The sequence below is a fragment of the Paenibacillus sp. MER 99-2 genome (assembly GCF_023714095.1).
GTDB lineage: Bacteria > Bacillota > Bacilli > Paenibacillales > Paenibacillaceae > Paenibacillus.
Map to the genome: position 1 here is coordinate 503,588 of NZ_JAMAUZ010000003.1, position 17,951 is coordinate 521,538.

Below are 17,951 nucleotides of genomic sequence, written 5' to 3' on the forward strand. Positions count from 1 at the left end.
CAAAGAACCTTCGAGCCCACTAGACAAGTGGGCTCGAAGGTTCTTTTTTGTAAGACGTGTATACCTGCTGTGCGTAGTGGTTGGAGCATTCTGAAATTGCCTATGGGCAGTGAGCTTTAATCACCATAATCAATTGTTATTGTGTATCTGTTTTAATAATCTTATCAATAAATTGTTTGAGCTGTTGATTGGTGGAATTTAACTCATCAATCGTTGTCATAAAATTGTTAACGAGCTCTGCCTGTTCTTGCGAACTCGCACTAATTTCACCAATCTCATTTTCCATCCCCTGTATGGATTGCCGAACAGCTAGAAGAGATTCCTCAATGCGAGTAGTTGCATCCTTGGTATCTACGGACAGCTTGCGAATTTCCTTGGCAACGACTCCAAACCCTGCACCTGCCTCACCTACACGCGCAGCTTCAATAGCTGCATTTAAGCCAAGTAGGTTCGTTTGCTCGGATATTTCGCGAATGAAACTGGCAACCTGATTGACATTGCCTGATTTTTGCACGGCTTCTTTGGAATTGTTCAGAATTTCCTCGGTCGTGGCGCTGAGTTCTTCCGAGTGTGCAGCTACATGTTGCACGCTGTCCATTAATTGGTTGGTAAGATTGTCCGCGGCATCCATGAGTTGTTGAAGCTGATCTTGGTCATCCATGCTATACAGAATGTTTAACAGAGCCAGGATGTTCCCTTGAGTATCTTTAATTGGAATAAAAGCAACGTCAAAAGGGATTCCGAATAACTCTTTGGGATAGTGATCCCATCTTTTCTCTGTACCGCCCTTCAGATCTCGAAAATTCACATTGGATTCCAGCAGAGGATCTCCAGCTTGGTATTTCAGCTGCTTCAGTGATTCTCCCGCAGAAAAATACAAAAATTTCTCATGATCAATAATGGAAAGGGTTACATCTTGACGCATAGCCACTCGAAAATAGGGCATCACCGCAATTAGTGCTTGAACAATATCCATATGTAATGATCCTCCTAAATAACTTGAAATGAAATACAAGCAATACATTTAATACATGCCTATATTATATATCGTCACTTAAGAGAGTGAATAGTAGGTCAGAACGGATATTGCGTAAAAACTTATGAAGTATGCTTATGAAAGAAGAAAAGATCGTTACGATGCATCCATCTGCAAGGTAACGATCTCTTGGTTCATTTGTGTTGCTCTCACATCAATGATGCGTTGGTTACGGCTGCCACGATACACTAAAGAAACATCTCGTTCAGCGGCGACATAACGCCCATCGATAATGACGTCACATAATTCGGCTAGTGCTGCCCGAGACGGCTCCAGCACCAGTTCCTCATACGTAAATCCAGTGTATGCCCAGACCGATAGATCAGGGCGTAGTGCTCGGAATTGTTGAACCCAAGGAATCAGATCGGCTGCTGAGAAAAAGGGATCGCCACCACATAAGGTTACGCCATCCAGCAGAGGATGAGTTGTAACCTCATGCATAATTTGCTGCTGCTTCTCCTTCGTAAACGGCTCACCTGCACGAAAGCTCCATGAGTCTGGGCTGAAACAGCCGGGACAGGCATGGCGACAACCACTGATGAACAACACTGCACGCAAGCCAGGGCCTTCATTGACGGATTCAGGGATGTAACCGTGCAGGTTCACTTATGTTTCACCCGATCTCGAACTTCAGCCTGTTTGGCACCATTGAATCGTACTTTGTAATCCCCGGTAAGATAACCGGTAACTCGGCGTAAACGCTGGAAATGCACGTTGTTCTCGTGAATGCCACAGTTTGGGCAGCTCTCCCCAATGACACCTTCATAGCCGCAAGATGGGCAGCGATCGATAGGGTGGTTAATGGAGAAGTAACCAATATCCTGTGCTAATGCATACTGCACAATTCGCTGGAAAGCCTTCGTGTTGGCTCGCACATTTCCATCAAGCTCAACATACGAGATTGCTCCAGCATTACATAACGTATGGAAGGGTGCCTCTAGTTCAATTTTACGGTATGCAGGCAGGTTGTAATATACAGGCACATGGAACGAATTCGTATAATACTCACGGTCGTTAACACCTGCAATCGAACCATATCGCTTACGATCAATCGTTGTGAATTTACCAGATAAACCTTCCGCAGGTGTAGCGAACAGCGTAATGTTCAAGTTATGTAGTTCACTCATTCGGTCGCAGAATTCACGCATCGTACGAATGACATGTACTGCTTCTTGATGAATATGCGGATCTTGACCATGATGTCGACCATATAGAGCAGTCATACACTCTGCAAGACCGATGAAACCAATCGATAACGTACCATGTTTCAAGAGATCAGCCACCGGTTCATCTGGATCTAACTGTTTGCCGCCTTCCCACACACCCTCACGCATCATAAAGTCTGAGGCTTTGGCTGGCTGTGCTTTCTGAATCTGATATCGATGCAGCAGACCCGAAGCTGCTTGTTCCATAACCGATTGAAGGGCAGCATAGAAGCCTGTCCGATCGGCTACAGCGCGTTTTCCCTGACAGATGCCGAACCGAATCCCCAGTTTAACCAGGTTAATCGTATTGAAGGAAAGATTACCTTTTCCGCTCTGACGATTACGTCCGAACCGATCTGCTAGTGTACGTGTGCGGCATCCCATCGTAGCAATGATGGTGTCCGGATCATCTGGTTGATAGAACGGCAGATTGAACGAAGCATCCACATTAACGAAGTTAGGGTACATGCGGCGCGAAGAACAGGTGACGGCAAGCTGGAATAGGTCGTAATTGGGCTCCCCAGAAGCTTGATTAATGCCTTGTTTACACTGGAAAATATGCTGTGGGAATACGGGCGTCTCCCCGTTTCCTAAACCACGAATAGTAGCTTCTAGCAACGAGCGAGACACGAGTCGTCCTTCAGCTGATGTACAGAGTCCGTAATTAAGTGATGTGAACGGAATTTGTCCTCCAGCACGACTGCTCATGGTATTGAGATTATGGATCAATGATTCAGCAGCTTGTTCTGTCTCCAGGATTGTCTCATCCATGGCAAAATCATAGGCATGTGGGCATTGCTCCTGGGCTTCCGTACTATCCAGATAGAGTTGTTCATCCTGAATGTAAGCATGCTCTGCAAAGAGTCGTTGCCCTTTACGATAATGCTTCCGGAATGAGCGTCGCACATAAGGTGCAAGGTCCCAATCTATTTTATTGGCAGATACACCGCCGTATTGACTATTTTGTTGAGACTGAAAAATGATCGCTACCAACGCCATTGCTGACATGATTGTCTGAGGGGTACGAACGGAGCCGTTTCCCGTATTGAATCCAGATGCGAGCAGTCGGTCAAATGGAATGAAGATACAGTTGGTTGTGCCAAGTCCATACTGATCAAGGTCATGAACATAGAGGTCTCCATGCTCTACAGCTTGTGCAAGCCCTTCAGGCAGGACATGGCGAACGGCATGCCACTTCGCTGTTTCCGAACCGAGCCGGCTCATTTTCCCACTAAATGAATCTCCATTCAGGTTGGCATTCTCCCTTAACGTATCCGCATCCTCAGCTCCAATAATTCGTCTGCCAAGGTCAGATAGTAGGTCGTTTGCTGGCGGAGAGGCACATTCAAGCATATTCATTTAAGGTTCCTCCTATAATGAGAGTATATATTGGTTAAGTCTGATTAAATACTACATGTAGTTTTTCATTATCCAGTTATAAACTATATATGGATTTTTGGGTGTGATAATGATCACATCGTAATCGTAGCTGAATAGGAGATATACCTGTAGAATGTGGATAAAGGTTTCCAAAGTTGAATTCGAAGAGTATAATTTCTTTTTATGCTACACCGCGCCAAAACATCTCGTTCACGGACACAGAATCTAGGAGCAATGGTAGATTATCACCGGTCATTCCTAGCATGGAGATGCAGCGAAACAGGAGCTTGCCAGAATGAGAAGCGATTGTGAATCGCCTGCGTGATTCTTCTGAATGTTCGTGGTGTTAAAACATATATGTACAGGTTGTGACAACTGGATCAGGAGTTTTTTTTACCCTCATATATCTTTATGGATTGATTCTAATTTGAAGCGCAGCTTAGACAAGAGGGGTGAGTCATGGGAACCACAGGTGTTGCAAGGGGCTTTTATGAAAATATACAGGAAGCTGCGACCCACATCGTGGACGTATTAAGTGGGATTTTGCAGGTGAATACCATCTTTGTCGCCAGCAATGATGGTGTGACGAATGTGATCCTTGAGGCATTTAACCGCCATGAGCAGTTGGTCACGAGGGGGAGCAAGCTTCCATTTGAGACATCTTACTGTAGTTTGGTTTTGCGAGATAAAAGCAGTGAGCTAACCATCGTCGATACGGCAGAGCATCCGTTAACTCGTTCTATGAATGTGACCGGTGACCTAGGAAGTCGATTCTTCATTGGTGTTCCGATTATACGGCGCTCGGGTGAAGCATTCGGCACGATCTGCCTGATGGACAATCCGGACTACCAGCTAAGTGAAACGGATATGAAAACACTGAAAGCGATGGCTGTGTTTCTCGGATACGTCGTTGATCTCGAAGATAGCCTGCTGGTGCAGGAACAGAAACTGAATGATACGGAACAGCTAAAGGCACAGTTGCAGGCAGAGAAGGAACGTGCCGAGTCCGAAGCGATGACGAAGACGCAAATGATTGCGCTTATGAGCCACGAAATTCGCAATCCATTGAACGGGATATTGGGGTTGACGGATCTTATGCGAACGCCAGATATGCCCGAAGAGCATCTGGAATATGTGAACATGATTGAGACAAGTGGCAATATATTATTATCCTTACTGAACAATATGATGAACTTCAACATCAATGATTCGGGCAAAACGGTTGTACACGATGATCCATTTGATCTGGTGTCTACAATTGAGAATACGGTGTATCTTCATGTTGGACAGGCGATTAGCAAAGGCATTGAGATTGGTTTGAACCTGGAGATGAATGTATCTCAAGTATTTGTGGGCGATGAGATCAAAATTGGACAATTGCTGGCGCATGTGTTGCAATACGCAATCGATTATACACGGACAGGTTCGGTGCTGATCACCGCCACTATGGATGAAGAGAGTACAGGCAACCAAGCTGTGCTCTTGTTGAATGTGAAGTATAGCGGCAAGATGTTGCCTGCGGATAAGATGCGCAATGTGCCTCATACCTCAGACGGGAGCATTAGCACACAGCGGATTGTCGGTACGAATCTGGGATTAGCAGTGAGTCAGAATCTAGCGATACTGATGAACGGAAGCATTCAGATTAACAGCTTGGGGGAAGACGAGACGGAATTCCAGATTAGATTGCCACTGCTCAGACATTGGGAGCTACCTCAGCTTACCAGCATTCAGCAGCGATTGAAGGGAACGCAGGTATTGCTTGCCAAAGACCCTGACATTTTGCAGGGTGTATCATCCTTGATGCGAAGATGGAAGATGGATGTGCATATGACCTCAGGCTCGGCCGAGGCATTCAGCTGGATGGAAGACGGCTTCAGCCCGGATGTAGCGGTAATTGATATGGGATTGGTAGAGGGCGGTGCAGTCGATTTTGTGCATAACCTCAAATCTCGTGCTCACGCACTGCCGATTATCGTGCTCGTGCCCTATGGTATGCATATTAACCCCCAAGAGGCAGAGGTGTTTGATGCCGTTCTAACGAAGCCTGTGAGGCAGGCTGATCTATTGAACGCATTGAGCGTTATCTTGCACTAGAGATCGATATATAGGATTTACAGCGCATCTGTTCATAAGGTGCGCTTTTTCCTTTTTTGGAGACTGGTCAAAATGATTCGTTTAACTTGGTTAGTTGCGTTACAATAGAAAGGGAACGTCATCATAAATGACTTATACAAGGAGGATGTGCAATCAATGGAGTATCGCAGATTAGGTGGAAGCGGACTGAAAGTAAGCGAAATCAGCTTGGGTAGCTGGCTGACATACGGAGGATATGTGGAACGTGAAAATGCGGTGAAATCGATTGAAACCGCATTCGATGAAGGTATTAACTTTTTTGATACAGCTAACGTGTATGAGCGTGGCGCGGCAGAGGAGCTGCTGGGTCAGACGTTGAAAGCGTATGCTCGTGATTCCTATGTTCTGGCAACAAAAGTGTTTGGTAAAATGGGCGACGGCCCTAATGATCAGGGATTATCACGCAAACATATCATGGAGCAATGTAACGCGAGCTTGAAGCGTCTTGGAGCCGATTACGTGGACATCTATTATTGCCACCGCTATCATACAGAGACGCCAATTGAAGAGACACTACGTGCGCTAGATGATCTGGTGCGTCAGGGCAAGGTGCTGTATGTGGGTGTTAGCCAATGGACAGCAGCTCAGATGGAGGCGGCGCTGGGTACAGCAGATCGTCTATTATTGGATCACATCGTCGTCAACCAACCGGTATATAATATGTTTGATCGATACATCGAGAAGGAGATCATTCCACTTGGTGAACAAAAAGGCATTGGACAAGTTGTGTATTCTCCGCTTGCCCAAGGTTTATTGACCGGGAAATACACCTCGGTATCTGATATTCCTGAGAATAGCCGTGCAGCCAAGCTCGGCTGGGACGAAGGCAAGATCAATGCAGATCGAATCGGTAAAGTTCGCCAACTGATCGAGGTAGCTGACAAGCTGGATCTAAAGGTGGGTCAACTTGCACTTGCCTGGATTCTACGTCAAAAAAATGTGTCTAGTGCACTTGTGGGCGCGAGTCGTCCAGAACAAGTGAAGGAGAACGTCATAGCTTCCGGTGTGAAGCTGGATGCGTCCATCGTTGAAGAAATTGAGCAAATTTTGGCTTAATATGAGGTAGCGTAACGGCTGCTGATCTATATGAAATGAACAAAGGGATGTCCTCTCATTATCGTCTGAATCGACGGATGAGAGGACATCCCTTTTAATCATTTTACGAAACGGCGTTAAGCGAAGCGTTCGCCTGTATCCCCGAATTTTCCTTTAGAGAAGGGGATTGGAAAGAATTTGGGGATAAGAGCGAGCTGAAGGTTTTCTGTCATCGGAGTGGTAGTTGTAATATGGTTTAGTTGATTTTGTATAACTTACATTACAACTTGTGTTGCACAGGCAGTGGAAGTATCCGCTTCTTCATAACACATACCCGATTTCGCCCTGTATTTTTGGCTTCGTACAAGCCGCGATCCGCCTGTTCGAAGAAGTCATCGTCATCCTTATCGTCGCAGTTATCTGGAAATACCGATACGCCGATCGAAACGGTTAGACGTGTTGTGTTTCCATCAGGGAGAGAAAAGAGATATCTCTCTACAGCCTTCCTTATGCGTTCGGCAACCGCAAGAGCCTGCTGTTGATCGCAATTGACCAGCAAAATTGCAAATTCTTCGCCTCCGTTACGGGAGACGATGTCCACAGGGCGTGCATGTTCAATGAGAAGCTGTCCCAGTTGCTTCAGAACGGCATCACCAGAGGTATGGCCGAATGTGTCATTTACTTTTTTGAAGCGATCGATGTCAATGACGAGCAGGGACAGTTTTTTTTGATGTTCTCTAGCATAATTCAGTTGGAACTTGAGTGACTTTTCAAATTGAAGCCGGTTATTCAAGCTCGTTAGATGATCGGTTGAAGCCCTTCGTTCCAGTGTTAATAACAATTCATTCGATTTATTAATAAATTCGGCAATAAAGTAAATAAAGATTCCACCGATGAATGAGATGGTTAATTGCACAGGATATATTTTCATAAATTCATTAATACTTGTGGTGTTCATCATTAGAATAATAAAAATTAATGCCATGGAAAACAAATTCATCGTTAAAATTTTGGTTAATCTCGGCCAGGAAGCATAAGAGAAATATACCCCAGCTAGTCCAATAAGGACCATGACAAATGCTGCATCTATAGCAGAGGAGGATAGGCCGAAGATGACTACACGCAGGATAGAGATCACAAGCCCTGAGATGAAGGAAGCCATTCCACCCAAATATACGGCGGCCGTTATGATCGCAAGATGTCTTAGATCTACAATCGTACTTTCATTTATGCTAAAGGAATAATTCATTAATACTGTACCGTATATACCGAACAGGATACCCCCGATTAGTTGCACACGTAAGGATGGAAAGGGAACACGGATGCTATAGAATTTGGCCATAATCCCGGACACGTACATAAATGTGATCATGATACAAAGATTAACAAAAAACGTGCTGAACAACGAGCATCCCCCCTTAACACACATTGTTATATTTTATCTGAAAACGTAGCGAGTAGCGAACCATTTTATCCCAAATAGTGGATATGAGTACTGGGAATTATAGAAAATACGTTAATTCTTGAACGCCTACTCATGTTGACTTCATTATACATTAAGATTTATACTTAATCTAAATCAAAATGTTTCTATGTGTCACAGCATTTATATTTTATATGACTGTGCCTTTCTATAGAATGGATGAATAAAGGAGAATTGCTTGTGAGAACTCTAAATCTGACTATACAACGACAGGCCGTGTATGATGTAGTCCGTCATTCAGAGGATCATCCTACGGCGGCAGACGTGATGAACCGTCTTGTAGAGCAAGGTTATAATCTAGCCTATGGTACGGTATATAACTCACTTCGATATTTAACGGATAAAGAATTGATTCGGGAGCTTAAGCTCGGTGAGACGGCAAGTCGCTACGATGCCCGGATGGATGACCATCAACATATTATGTGTGAAGTATGCGGTAAGGTGGACGAGGTTATGACGGAGGTCCCCGCACAATGGATGAAGCAGGTGGCTGAAGAAACCGGATATGCAATTGACCATGCCCATGTGGTCTTTGGAGGTGTCTGCGGGGAATGCAAAAACAAACGGATCAAGTAAAAATCAACCTGTCTGGTCGGCGTTTACCACTTCGGGTCAAGCCGGCTCTGACGGATCCAGCTCCATTGGCAGAAGCTTGTCCGATCACAAGGCGTGTTATTCTCATTAGCCCTATGCCAGGTCAGGTTCACGAACTGGTCAAAGCATTGACGGATAGTTGCTTCGATGTGCTGGTATTCCATCGCTGGGAACCAGATTTGCATGAACGGCTGGATTTTGATCTTCTTGTCTATGACCTATCTGTCGCTGGGACGATTGATGCCTTCGCTGGCATCAGCAGCCGTTTGAATCGAGAAGCAGAGAATACAACGCCATGTTTGTACCTTGTAGGGGAGAAAATGATTGGCAATGCTAGCGGGCCGATGCTACAGGAAGAGTTGTTGGTCTGGCCAGCGAGACCGCAGGAAGCTTTATATCGAGTACAGCGGATGATCGGTAACAGCCCGGCCGTGCCGAAGCGTGGATTTTTGCCTAAGGAAGGGCAGCGGATCGGGTTCAAGGATCTGTGGCTGGATCGGGAGCGGATGAGCGTGCAGCGGGATGATGATCGGATTCATCTCACCAAGACAGAGTATGATCTATTGCTTAAGCTGATCGATGCCAACGGCGCAGTCATTTCCCGTGAAGAGATGCTTAGCGATATTTGGGAGACCGATTTTACAGGAGGAAGTAATGTCGTTGATGTGCATATCAAAAGCTTGCGCAAAAAATTGGGCGATAACGCAGCTTCCCCTAAATATATTGTAACGGTAAGAGGAGTGGGCTACCGCCTAGCGGATTAGTCCGCTTTTTTTTTTGCCTATAAGGCGTCTCCCCAAAATGACCTTTTTTGAACACCCTCTACAATCATGAAGTTCGTTCATGCGAAAGCCATGTGACCCTCATCTTATGCTCATGCAAATCTCATGCAAGCTGCAACCTAGGCATGTTAGAATCATTTTAACAGTTAGATCAAGTCTAAATGTATATTCGATCAAATGTTGAATATGATTTTAATCATAGAGCACATAGAGCAAGCGTGAGACCAACATGAGGAGGAAAACAAGATGACAGAACGTATGACAACCAATCAAGGTGCACCTGTAGGTGACAATCAGAATTCCCGTACAGCAGGCAGGAGAGGGCCAACATTACTTGAGGACTATCACCTGCTGGAGAAGATCGCGCATTTTGACCGTGAACGTATTCCAGAACGTGTAGTGCATGCTAGAGGTGCTGGTGCGCATGGTGTATTTACACTGGAGCAGAGCATGAAGGCATATACGAGTGCTGATTTCCTTCAAGAGCCGGGAACAGAGACGGATGTACTCGTTCGCTTCTCCACTGTTATTCATGGCACTGGGTCACCAGAGACGGCTCGTGATCCACGTGGATTTGCTGTTAAGTTCTACACACGAGAAGGTAATTATGATCTTGTAGGCAATCATCTACCTGTATTTTTTATTCGTGATGCGATGAAGTTCCCTGATATGGTTCATTCGTTGAAGCCTGCACCAGATACGAATATTCAAGACCCGGCAAGATACTGGGACTTTATGACCCTTACCCCAGAGTCAACGCATATGATGACTTGGTTGTTCTCTGATCTGGGTACACCTGCTAATTATCGTGAGATGGATGGATTCGGCGTGCATGCGTTCAAATGGATCAATGCACAAGGCGAAGTTCATTATGTAAAATACAAATGGGAGTCTGCCCAAGGCGTTCGTGGCTTCTCGCGTCAGGAGGCTGCCGAGGTTCAGGGGCAGGACTTTAATCATGCGACTCGGGATTTACACGATCATATCAAGAACGGGCAATACCCGCAGTGGAAGCTGCAGGTACAGTTATTAAAACCAGAGCAAATGGATGACTTTGCTTTTGACCCGCTCGATCCAACCAAAACATGGCCTGAAGACGTCATTCCATTCCAAACGGTAGGAACGATGACATTAAATCGTAATCCTCAGAATTTCTTTGCCGAGGTAGAGCAAGCTGCATTTTCACCAAGTGCTTTAGTACCAGGCATTGAGCCATCGGAGGATAAATTGTTGCAAGGCCGTCTGTTCTCTTACCCAGATACGCAGCGCCATCGTCTGGGGCCGAATTATTTGCAAATTCCAGTGAATTGCCCGTACGCACCAGTACGTAATCACCAGCGGGATGGACTCATGAATGTGAACCAGGATCCTTCCCCGGTAAACTATGAACCGAACAGCTCTAGCAGCAGCCCACAGGAGGATGCTACCTATAGGGATAGCCGGGCTCCACTGCACGGTGAGGTTACACGGGAGAAGCTGGAGAAGACGGATGATTACACGCAGGCAGGGGAGCTGTATCGCTCATTTACTCCTGTAGAGCAGCAACATCTATTAGATAATTTGGTGAATGACCTCAAGGGCGTGCCTGTAGATACTCAAATGCGTGCACTATGCCACTTCTTCCGGGCAGATGGACAATTCGGTGGTCGGTTAGCTCAAGGACTTGGCGTAGATATTTCGGCTCATATGCCGCCTCAAAATCGGTAATAAGAACTAATTTTCTCATTAATATCCACAAGATGTGATTGTCATATATAAAGGCCAGGGAGAACCGCATCGTTTGCGGAACTGCCTGGTCTTCGTGCTTTTCTGGGGTTCAGAGTCGCCATATCTGCTCTGGTCATTACACTGAAATGGAAAACATATTTACAAATCATTTACAATAAATAGCTGACATAAAGGTTGACTTCTTACTTGAGGGCACTACAATGGGTAGTGTGAGGGGTGTCGGAAATGAGAATAAATAATTTTAAAGTAGGTGAACGTGGACTAAATCGTTTCTTTGGTCCGCTGGAAGCGAAGATTATGGATATTTTGTGGGCTTGTCCGGGAAGTAGTATCCGCGAGGTTCAGGCCGCACTTGAGAAGGACAAGGATGTTAATTTCAATACGGTGATGACGGTTATGAATCGACTCGTGGACAAGGGGCTGCTCAGCAAGTCACAGAAGGGCAGAACGTCGTTGTACCAGCCGGTACAGAGCAAGGAGGAGTTCATGAACAACCAATCTAAAGAGCTGTCCCATGAACTGGTGGATGAATTCGGTGCTCTGGCGTTGAATCATATGCTGGATGCATTGGAGGAAGCAGATTCAAGTTTGATTGAACGACTGGAGCAGAAGATCAAACAATGGAAAAAGGATAGCGACTGATATGTGGAGAGCTCGCTCGAAGCTACTGTTTACCGTCGGCATTGGCATTCCGTTGTTTGTGTTCATGCAGATGTTTATGTACGCGATGTACAAAATCTTCGGTTGGGATATCCCGTTCAATCTACTCTGGCTATGCAATCACTGGATGAGCCGCTTAGGCTGGGTATCCGTAGGACATGTTCTGCTTGTGTTGGTGTGTCTCACATTTGCTGGAACAGGTTGGTTGTTGCTGGATCGGATGATGCAGACAAGAGCAGCAATCCAGAAGCTTCGTACGCTGGAGAATGTGGTACTGTCGAGGGAATTCGAGGCAAAGTATCAACATCTGAAACGCCCCGGCTTTATTATCGTGGACAAGCGATCACCTGTTGCATTTACGATCGGCCTCTGGAAACCGTATATTGTGTTATCTACCGGGCTGCTTAGTATGCTTGATACTGAGGAAGAAACTGCAGTGGTATATCATGAGGTTCACCATCTATGGCACCGTGACCCACTTAAAACAACGTTGTTATCGGTGTTTGCCATCATGATGCCTTACCTGCCTGTATTGAAGCATACGTCCAAGCATTACAATGTGGTGAGAGAGATTTTGGCCGATAATGAAGCTATTGAACGTACAGGTAATGTAGCGGGTATTGGCAGTGCCTTGCTCAAGCTTATTCGTGCCTATCCAGAACATTGGCATGTCAAAGGGATGGCGGCTCAATCGTCGTTCGCTGATACGTCGGTCAATGTCCGTATATCTAGACTGCTGGATCCTGAACAAGATGTTAGATTAATTCTGCCGCGTTATGCAGTGCTGACATCAGCTACCGTAATCTTGTTTCTTTCCGTCCTGTTTGTTTGGTCCATTGGGTGAGATTGAGATATATGCAGAAGATGTCACTTGAAACGATATGAATATGTAGGAGGATGATGGATATGAATACAAGAACCGTAGAGATCGGATTGTTCTTTTCTAGAATTATGATTGGATTGATCTTTGTTCTGCACGGCTGGAGCAAATTCGAAGGTGGGATTAGTGGTACGGTTGGTTTCTTCGAGAGCATTGGTGTCCCTGGGTTCCTCGCCTCGGTAGTGGCAGTCATTGAGCTGGCTGGGGGTGCAGCAATGATCCTTGGTTTAGGCACCCGTGTATTCGCCGCAGCATTTGTCGCTATTATGGTGGGTGTGCTGTTCACAGCCAAAGTAGGCGCACCGTTCTTGAACGGAACCGAACTAGACTATATGCTTCTGGCAGGTTCGTTGACCTTGCTGTTTACAGGTAGCCGCTTCCTGGCATTGGATCAGATCTTATCCAGACAGAGCAATGTACGTCAGAACGTGAGTGCATAACGGAGGTTCATGAGTCTAAGTTAGATGTTAAAGTAGATTGATATGACCTAGTAGTTTAGGGTATAAATAAAGATCTTCCATATTCATTGTCAAAATTGGCCTTGCCTCGCTTGTCGGTATTCCGGGTAATATTACGGGAATGACGTTAAGCCAGACAAGGCTTTTTTTGTTTTGGACGATGGGACTAGGTTTTTGGTACAATGAGAATAAGTATGCTACTAAGAAAAAATAAGAATGTTGAGGAGGATGCGCTCCATGATTAACCTTATTCCATCCGATGCCCGTTCAAGCTTTGATCGGGGCTGGTTACGTGGTAGTCACAGCTTTTCTTTTGGAGAATATCAAGATCCTGAGAACACAGCCTTTGGTCCAATGCGCGTAGCCAACGATGATGTCATTGCTCCAGGTCGTGGTTTCGGCGCACATCCGCACAGTGACATGGAGATTGTGTCGATTGTATTAAACGGTAAACTACGTCATGAGGATAACTTGGGTAATGTGGCAGTCACATCATTTGGCGGAATTCAACGGATGTCTGCGGGCAGTGGTGTAATCCATACCGAGCATAATGCTTCAGATCAGGAAGAGGTACGCTTGCTCCAGCTCTGGTTTATGCCGCACACCAGAGGGCTGAAACCATCCTATGAGACGACTTCTTTTGATCCAGACGCGCTTACGGGTCACCTTGTTCCAATCGTATCTGCAGAGGGTGGGTCTCGAATTGCTTCCATCCAGCAGGACATGACCATTTATCTCAGTCGTTTGGTTAAAGGGGATACGTTATCTTTTCAGCAGGCAGCCGGTCGGCGCAGTTACATTTTTGCCATTGAAGGCAAGCTTGCTTTGAACGGAGAATCTCACCTGTCTACAGGTGATACCGCTCGTATAGAAGAGACGCCATCGTTGGAGCTTCAAGCGAGTGAGGATGTTTTCTTCATGTTGATTGATCTACCTTAATGAATCGAACTGGATTGGATAAATTCGAAGAATAGGGGATGCGTATATGACTCAGCAAGAGTGGTTTATGGTTAAACATGGGGTGACAGGACGAGGGCTGGTGAATAGTAAAACAGACACGTCGTCCTATCGATATCAGCATGATGGAACCCACTTTATTTTTACTGTCACAGGGTTAGACAAGCAGACAGTCGAGCAGATTCTTGAGCTTAGACAGGAGCTGAATGTGTTTCGATTTGTACAACGTAAGGATCAGCCCCTGGTAAAGCATTGGTATTATGTCCAAGGGGACAAGGTAGAGTACAACAAGGAAAGCCATGCACTGACCATATATGCGGGTTCAGAAATTCGTTACGTGCCTGAAGACTATTTTGCAGACTAAACAAGTATCAACGAACGGATAAGTTTAAAGTGCTCTAAACTGAGTTGACACAACTTTCAATAACGTCAGGAATCCTGTATGCACAGGGTTCCTTTTTTGTTGCTTCCGTATGTAGGTATTGGAACCCTAGATAAATATCCGATCTGTTCTCAACTTGGACATAGATCTATCAAAGTTTTAGATCAGCCACATAATTCCGTTCTTTCTGGCACAAGCTACCTTGTATAAAAACAAGAGAGGAGGGACGGTAGATGGCGGATCATACATCAGGTAAAGGCGGTTCCCGGGACGCAAAAGAGAAGACTCATGTTCCATTAGGATTACCGTCCCCACCCATTTTACGACAGCCGATTGGTCTTACACATGAAAGCCATATGCTGGCGGTAAAGGATATTTTCTCGGATTGCTCTGATGTGATCTTTCGTAATGTCATGGTCTCACCAGAGGTTCAGGGCGTCATTGTATATATCGAAGGCATCGTAAATTCAACGGATATTCAGGAGCATATGTTGCGTCCTCTCATTCGTGGTTTGGTGGAGCAGCGCACGAATGAACCCGAAGCTCCCTTAGATGATACCCGCGTGGCTCTGTCCCAGGTAAAGAAAGTGGCAACGTGGGCAGAAGCTGCTGACGGTGTACTTGAATCCTCAGCTCTACTGTTGATTAACGGCAGTAAGGAGGCGTGGCTATTCAATGTCAAAGGCGGTGTCCGGCGCGGTGTCGAGGAGCCTCAGACAGAATCGGTTATTCGCGGCCCACGGGAAGGATTTACGGAGACACTACGTGTAAATACCGCGCTACTGCGGTTTAAGCTCAAGACGCCTACGCTCAAGATGTTGAGTATGACCATTGGAACAGACACCAAAACAAATGTTGTATTGACCTATCTGGATGATGTTGCAGATCCGAAGATGATTAAGGATGTGAAGAAACGTCTCAACAAGATCAAGATCGATGGCATTTTGGAAACGGGATATATCGAGGAACTGATCGAAGATCATCCGTATTCCCCATTTCCACAGATGCATTACACTGAACGACCAGATACGGTTGCAGGTAATTTGCTGGAAGGTCGCTTTGCCATTTTCGTAGATGGAAGTCCATTTGCCTTAATTGGACCCGTTACGATGTGGCAGATGCTTCAGGCGAGCGAGGATTATTATGAGCGGTTCTTCATTAGTAACCTCATTCGCTGGATTCGGTTTTTATTTGTGTTCATTGCCCTATTCCTACCCGCGCTTTATATCGCAATTACAACCTTCCATCAGGATATGTTACCAACAACTCTAATTCTAAGTATTGCTGGCGCGAGGGAGGCCATTCCTTTTCCAGCCTTAGTTGAAGCGCTCATCATGGAACTATCCTTTGAAGCTCTGCGGGAAGCCGGGGTCAGGTTACCAAAAACAGTAGGCCAAGCTGTCAGTATCCTCGGTGCATTGGTAATCGGGCAGGCAGCCGTTCAGGCAGGTATTGTATCTGCACCGATGGTTATTATCGTTTCGATGACAGGGATTGCATCGTTCACGATTCCCCGCTTCAATTTTGCCATTACGGTTCGATTATTACGCTTTCCGATCATGCTGCTTGCTGGTGCACTCGGATTGTACGGCATTGTCATTGGATTGGTTCTAATCTCGGTACATCTGACACAGATGACCTCATTTGGCGTTCCGTATTTGTCAGGTCTTAGTCCATATAGCAAGACAGATACCAAGGATATTATCATGCGTGCACCTTGGTGGAGGATGATTAATCGTCCTTCTACTGTTCACCGTGACCAGAAGAGAATGAATACAAACATCAATGGTAAGCCTGAATCCGAAGAAGGGTGGTGAACGCATGGTATGCATACGAAGATATCTACTGGTAGGGATAATGCTGCTGTGCACTCTTTTGACTGGATGCTGGGATCGGAGAGAAATTAATGATGTCGCCTTTGTTATTGGAATTGCGGTGGATAAAGAAGAACAGCAATACCGAACAAGCCTGCAGATTGCATTACCCGGACAATCAGGTGCTTCGGGAAGTGAAGGAGGCGGTGGAGGCACAAGTGGTGATAAACCATGGTTCATGTTGTCCAATACGTCCGAGACGTTACGGGGAACTTCCAATAAAGGTCAGAAGGCACTCTCGCGTCAGATTTACTATGCACACCGCCGGACATTAATGATTGGCGAGGATTTGGCTCGCGAGGGCGTTGCCCCCATGTTGGATTTATTTACACGTTATCCGCTCAATCGTTTATCTGCTATGCCGATTGTAACGAGGGGAGCTGCCTATAAGGTGTTGGACACGGATGCGCCGATTGAGAAGTTCCCTTCAGAGATGGTGCGTGAGTTGTGCTTTTTAAATATGCGTACACCTCGTTCACTTAAGATTTTTATCGATGCGATCCTTAGCGAAGGCATAGATCCGTTTCTACCCATTGCTTCCGTGGTGGATAATGTGCCGAAGAGCTGGAAGAACGTCAAAACCAATATAAAGCTGGATGGGCTAGCAATCTTCAAGAAAGATAAGCTGGTAGGCATGATTGATAAGGAACCCGCGGATGCCCTGATTTTGGCGATGGGCGAAGCGAATGCACCGGAAATCATGATTAAGGCTCCTCGAGGGAAAGGAAACCTGTTCGTGAAGCTGAATGAGAACAATTCCTCGTATGATCCCAAGATTAAGAATGGCAAGGTGAACGTGACGATTAAAATGTACGCTAAGGGAGTGTTGGTGGATAACGAGTCCAATTATGGCGACCTCCGCGAGGAAGAAATGATGAAGCTTACCGAGGCAGTGCATGTCAAGATTAAGAAAGATATTAATGAAGGTATACGACTCATACAGAGTAAATACAATGCGGATATCCTTGGTCTCGGCCGTGCTATTCATCAGCAATTGCCTAAAGAATGGGACAAGATTAAGGATCGTTGGGATGACGTATATCCTGATGTGAACGTTGTGATTGAACCACATATCATCATTGAAAATGTAGGCATCGTCAACAAACCGATCGGGCTTAGTGAGGAGGAAATCGTTCATGATTAGACCACTACTCTTCACCTATTTGTTCATGGTTATTCTTGTGCTCTGGATGGACTTCAAACATCTGAAGCAGGCGGCAGCGATTAATCGCTGGATATCGTACACCATCATTGGGTTTAGTACAGGGATCTTTTTCTATGTCACCCATTTAAGCAAAACGTTCTTCGTTACGGTATGGCTAACCCACTTCATTCAACACTGGCTGCCATTACCCTAATCG

General features: G+C 45.7%; 17 protein-coding genes. 13 read left to right on the forward strand and 4 right to left on the reverse strand.

Annotated elements, in window-relative coordinates:
• Positions 1-136: 136 nt before the first annotated feature.
• The 3 genes from M3636_RS29570 to M3636_RS17270 all read right to left on the reverse strand — a co-directional run bounded on the left by M3636_RS29570 (position 137) and on the right by M3636_RS17270 (position 3,600).
• A complete protein-coding gene (locus M3636_RS29570) occupies positions 137-976 on the reverse strand; it encodes a methyl-accepting chemotaxis protein (RefSeq protein WP_285858989.1) in 840 nt (279 codons plus the stop codon).
• 156 nt (positions 977-1,132) lie between these two features.
• Positions 1,133-1,642, reverse strand: coding sequence for an anaerobic ribonucleoside-triphosphate reductase activating protein (nrdG, locus tag M3636_RS17265; protein WP_128103902.1), 510 nt, complete (start codon positions 1,640-1,642; stop codon positions 1,133-1,135).
• Positions 1,639-3,600, reverse strand: coding sequence for an anaerobic ribonucleoside triphosphate reductase (locus M3636_RS17270; protein WP_128103901.1), 1,962 nt, complete (start codon positions 3,598-3,600; stop codon positions 1,639-1,641). Before M3636_RS17270 ends, nrdG begins: the two co-directional genes overlap by 4 nt.
• A gap of 480 nt (positions 3,601-4,080) precedes the next feature.
• On the opposite strand from M3636_RS17270, the gene M3636_RS17275 reads away from it, so the two are divergent.
• Together M3636_RS17275 and M3636_RS17280 are read left to right on the forward strand one after the other, a co-directional pair.
• A complete protein-coding gene (locus tag M3636_RS17275) occupies positions 4,081-5,718 on the forward strand; it encodes a hybrid sensor histidine kinase/response regulator (RefSeq protein WP_251383341.1) in 1,638 nt (545 codons plus the stop codon).
• Between the two features lie 156 nt (positions 5,719-5,874).
• Entirely contained in the window at positions 5,875-6,813 is a 939-nt protein-coding gene (locus M3636_RS17280; protein WP_251383342.1) for an aldo/keto reductase family protein, read from the forward strand.
• 259 nt (positions 6,814-7,072) lie between these two features.
• Here M3636_RS17280 and M3636_RS17285 read toward each other — a convergent pair whose 3' ends face one another.
• A complete protein-coding gene (locus M3636_RS17285) occupies positions 7,073-8,197 on the reverse strand; it encodes a GGDEF domain-containing protein (protein WP_128103898.1) in 1,125 nt (374 codons plus the stop codon).
• Between the two features lie 258 nt (positions 8,198-8,455).
• Between M3636_RS17285 and M3636_RS17290 the strand changes: the two genes are divergently transcribed.
• The 11 genes from M3636_RS17290 (at position 8,456) to M3636_RS17340 (ending at position 17,948) form a co-directional block, all read left to right on the forward strand.
• On the forward strand, positions 8,456-8,851 hold the full coding sequence (locus tag M3636_RS17290) for a Fur family transcriptional regulator (RefSeq protein WP_056701967.1): 396 nt from the start codon (positions 8,456-8,458) through the stop codon (positions 8,849-8,851).
• Entirely contained in the window at positions 8,827-9,633 is an 807-nt protein-coding gene (locus M3636_RS17295; protein ID WP_128103897.1) for a winged helix-turn-helix transcriptional regulator, read from the forward strand. Before M3636_RS17290 ends, M3636_RS17295 begins: the two co-directional genes overlap by 25 nt.
• 264 nt (positions 9,634-9,897) lie before the next feature.
• Positions 9,898-11,358 carry a catalase gene (locus M3636_RS17300; protein WP_251383343.1) on the forward strand — a complete coding sequence of 487 codons (1,461 nt, stop codon included), beginning with the start codon at positions 9,898-9,900 and terminating at the stop codon, positions 11,356-11,358.
• Positions 11,359-11,604: 246 nt separating this feature from the next.
• Positions 11,605-12,021 (forward strand): BlaI/MecI/CopY family transcriptional regulator, encoded by a 417-nt coding sequence (locus M3636_RS17305; RefSeq protein WP_251383344.1) that lies wholly within the window; start codon positions 11,605-11,607, stop codon positions 12,019-12,021.
• 1 nt (position 12,022) lies between these two features.
• A complete protein-coding gene (locus M3636_RS17310) occupies positions 12,023-12,883 on the forward strand; it encodes a M56 family metallopeptidase (RefSeq protein ID WP_251383345.1) in 861 nt (286 codons plus the stop codon).
• Between the two features lie 62 nt (positions 12,884-12,945).
• On the forward strand, positions 12,946-13,359 hold the full coding sequence (locus M3636_RS17315) for a DoxX family protein (RefSeq protein ID WP_251383346.1): 414 nt from the start codon (positions 12,946-12,948) through the stop codon (positions 13,357-13,359).
• Between the two features lie 255 nt (positions 13,360-13,614).
• Positions 13,615-14,316, forward strand: coding sequence for a pirin family protein (locus tag M3636_RS17320; RefSeq protein ID WP_251383347.1), 702 nt, complete (start codon positions 13,615-13,617; stop codon positions 14,314-14,316).
• Positions 14,317-14,362: 46 nt separating this feature from the next.
• Positions 14,363-14,698 carry a hypothetical protein gene (locus M3636_RS17325; RefSeq protein WP_128103891.1) on the forward strand — a complete coding sequence of 112 codons (336 nt, stop codon included), beginning with the start codon at positions 14,363-14,365 and terminating at the stop codon, positions 14,696-14,698.
• Between the two features lie 251 nt (positions 14,699-14,949).
• Entirely contained in the window at positions 14,950-16,533 is a 1,584-nt protein-coding gene (locus tag M3636_RS17330; RefSeq protein WP_128103890.1) for a spore germination protein, read from the forward strand.
• A 4-nt stretch (positions 16,534-16,537) separates the two neighbouring features.
• The gene (locus tag M3636_RS17335; RefSeq protein ID WP_164848805.1) at positions 16,538-17,734 is read left to right on the forward strand and encodes a Ger(x)C family spore germination protein; all 1,197 of its coding nucleotides are present in this window, start codon (positions 16,538-16,540) and stop codon (positions 17,732-17,734) included.
• On the forward strand, positions 17,727-17,948 hold the full coding sequence (locus tag M3636_RS17340) for a hypothetical protein (RefSeq protein ID WP_128103888.1): 222 nt from the start codon (positions 17,727-17,729) through the stop codon (positions 17,946-17,948). The genes M3636_RS17335 and M3636_RS17340 overlap by 8 nt, the downstream gene beginning before the upstream one ends.
• Positions 17,949-17,951 lie beyond the last annotated feature (3 nt).

Excerpts from the sequence above, each read along its gene's own strand:
- M3636_RS17295 (WP_128103897.1), top strand. The coding sequence starts at position 8,827 with ATGCAAAAACAAACGGATCAAGTAAAAATCAACCTGTCTGGTCGGCGT.
- M3636_RS29570 (WP_285858989.1), bottom strand. The coding sequence starts at position 976 with ATGGATATTGTTCAAGCACTAATTGCGGTGATGCCCTATTTTCGAGTG.
- M3636_RS17270 (WP_128103901.1), bottom strand. The coding sequence starts at position 3,600 with ATGAATATGCTTGAATGTGCCTCTCCGCCAGCAAACGACCTACTATCT.
- M3636_RS17340 (WP_128103888.1), top strand. The coding sequence starts at position 17,727 with ATGATTAGACCACTACTCTTCACCTATTTGTTCATGGTTATTCTTGTG.
- M3636_RS17275 (WP_251383341.1), top strand. The coding sequence starts at position 4,081 with ATGGGAACCACAGGTGTTGCAAGGGGCTTTTATGAAAATATACAGGAA.
- M3636_RS17325 (WP_128103891.1), top strand. The coding sequence starts at position 14,363 with ATGACTCAGCAAGAGTGGTTTATGGTTAAACATGGGGTGACAGGACGA.
- M3636_RS17320 (WP_251383347.1), top strand. The coding sequence starts at position 13,615 with ATGATTAACCTTATTCCATCCGATGCCCGTTCAAGCTTTGATCGGGGC.
- M3636_RS17315 (WP_251383346.1), top strand. The coding sequence starts at position 12,946 with ATGAATACAAGAACCGTAGAGATCGGATTGTTCTTTTCTAGAATTATG.
- M3636_RS17330 (WP_128103890.1), top strand. The coding sequence starts at position 14,950 with ATGGCGGATCATACATCAGGTAAAGGCGGTTCCCGGGACGCAAAAGAG.
- M3636_RS17305 (WP_251383344.1), top strand. The coding sequence starts at position 11,605 with ATGAGAATAAATAATTTTAAAGTAGGTGAACGTGGACTAAATCGTTTC.
- M3636_RS17300 (WP_251383343.1), top strand. The coding sequence starts at position 9,898 with ATGACAGAACGTATGACAACCAATCAAGGTGCACCTGTAGGTGACAAT.
- M3636_RS17310 (WP_251383345.1), top strand. The coding sequence starts at position 12,023 with ATGTGGAGAGCTCGCTCGAAGCTACTGTTTACCGTCGGCATTGGCATT.
- M3636_RS17335 (WP_164848805.1), top strand. The coding sequence starts at position 16,538 with ATGGTATGCATACGAAGATATCTACTGGTAGGGATAATGCTGCTGTGC.
- M3636_RS17280 (WP_251383342.1), top strand. The coding sequence starts at position 5,875 with ATGGAGTATCGCAGATTAGGTGGAAGCGGACTGAAAGTAAGCGAAATC.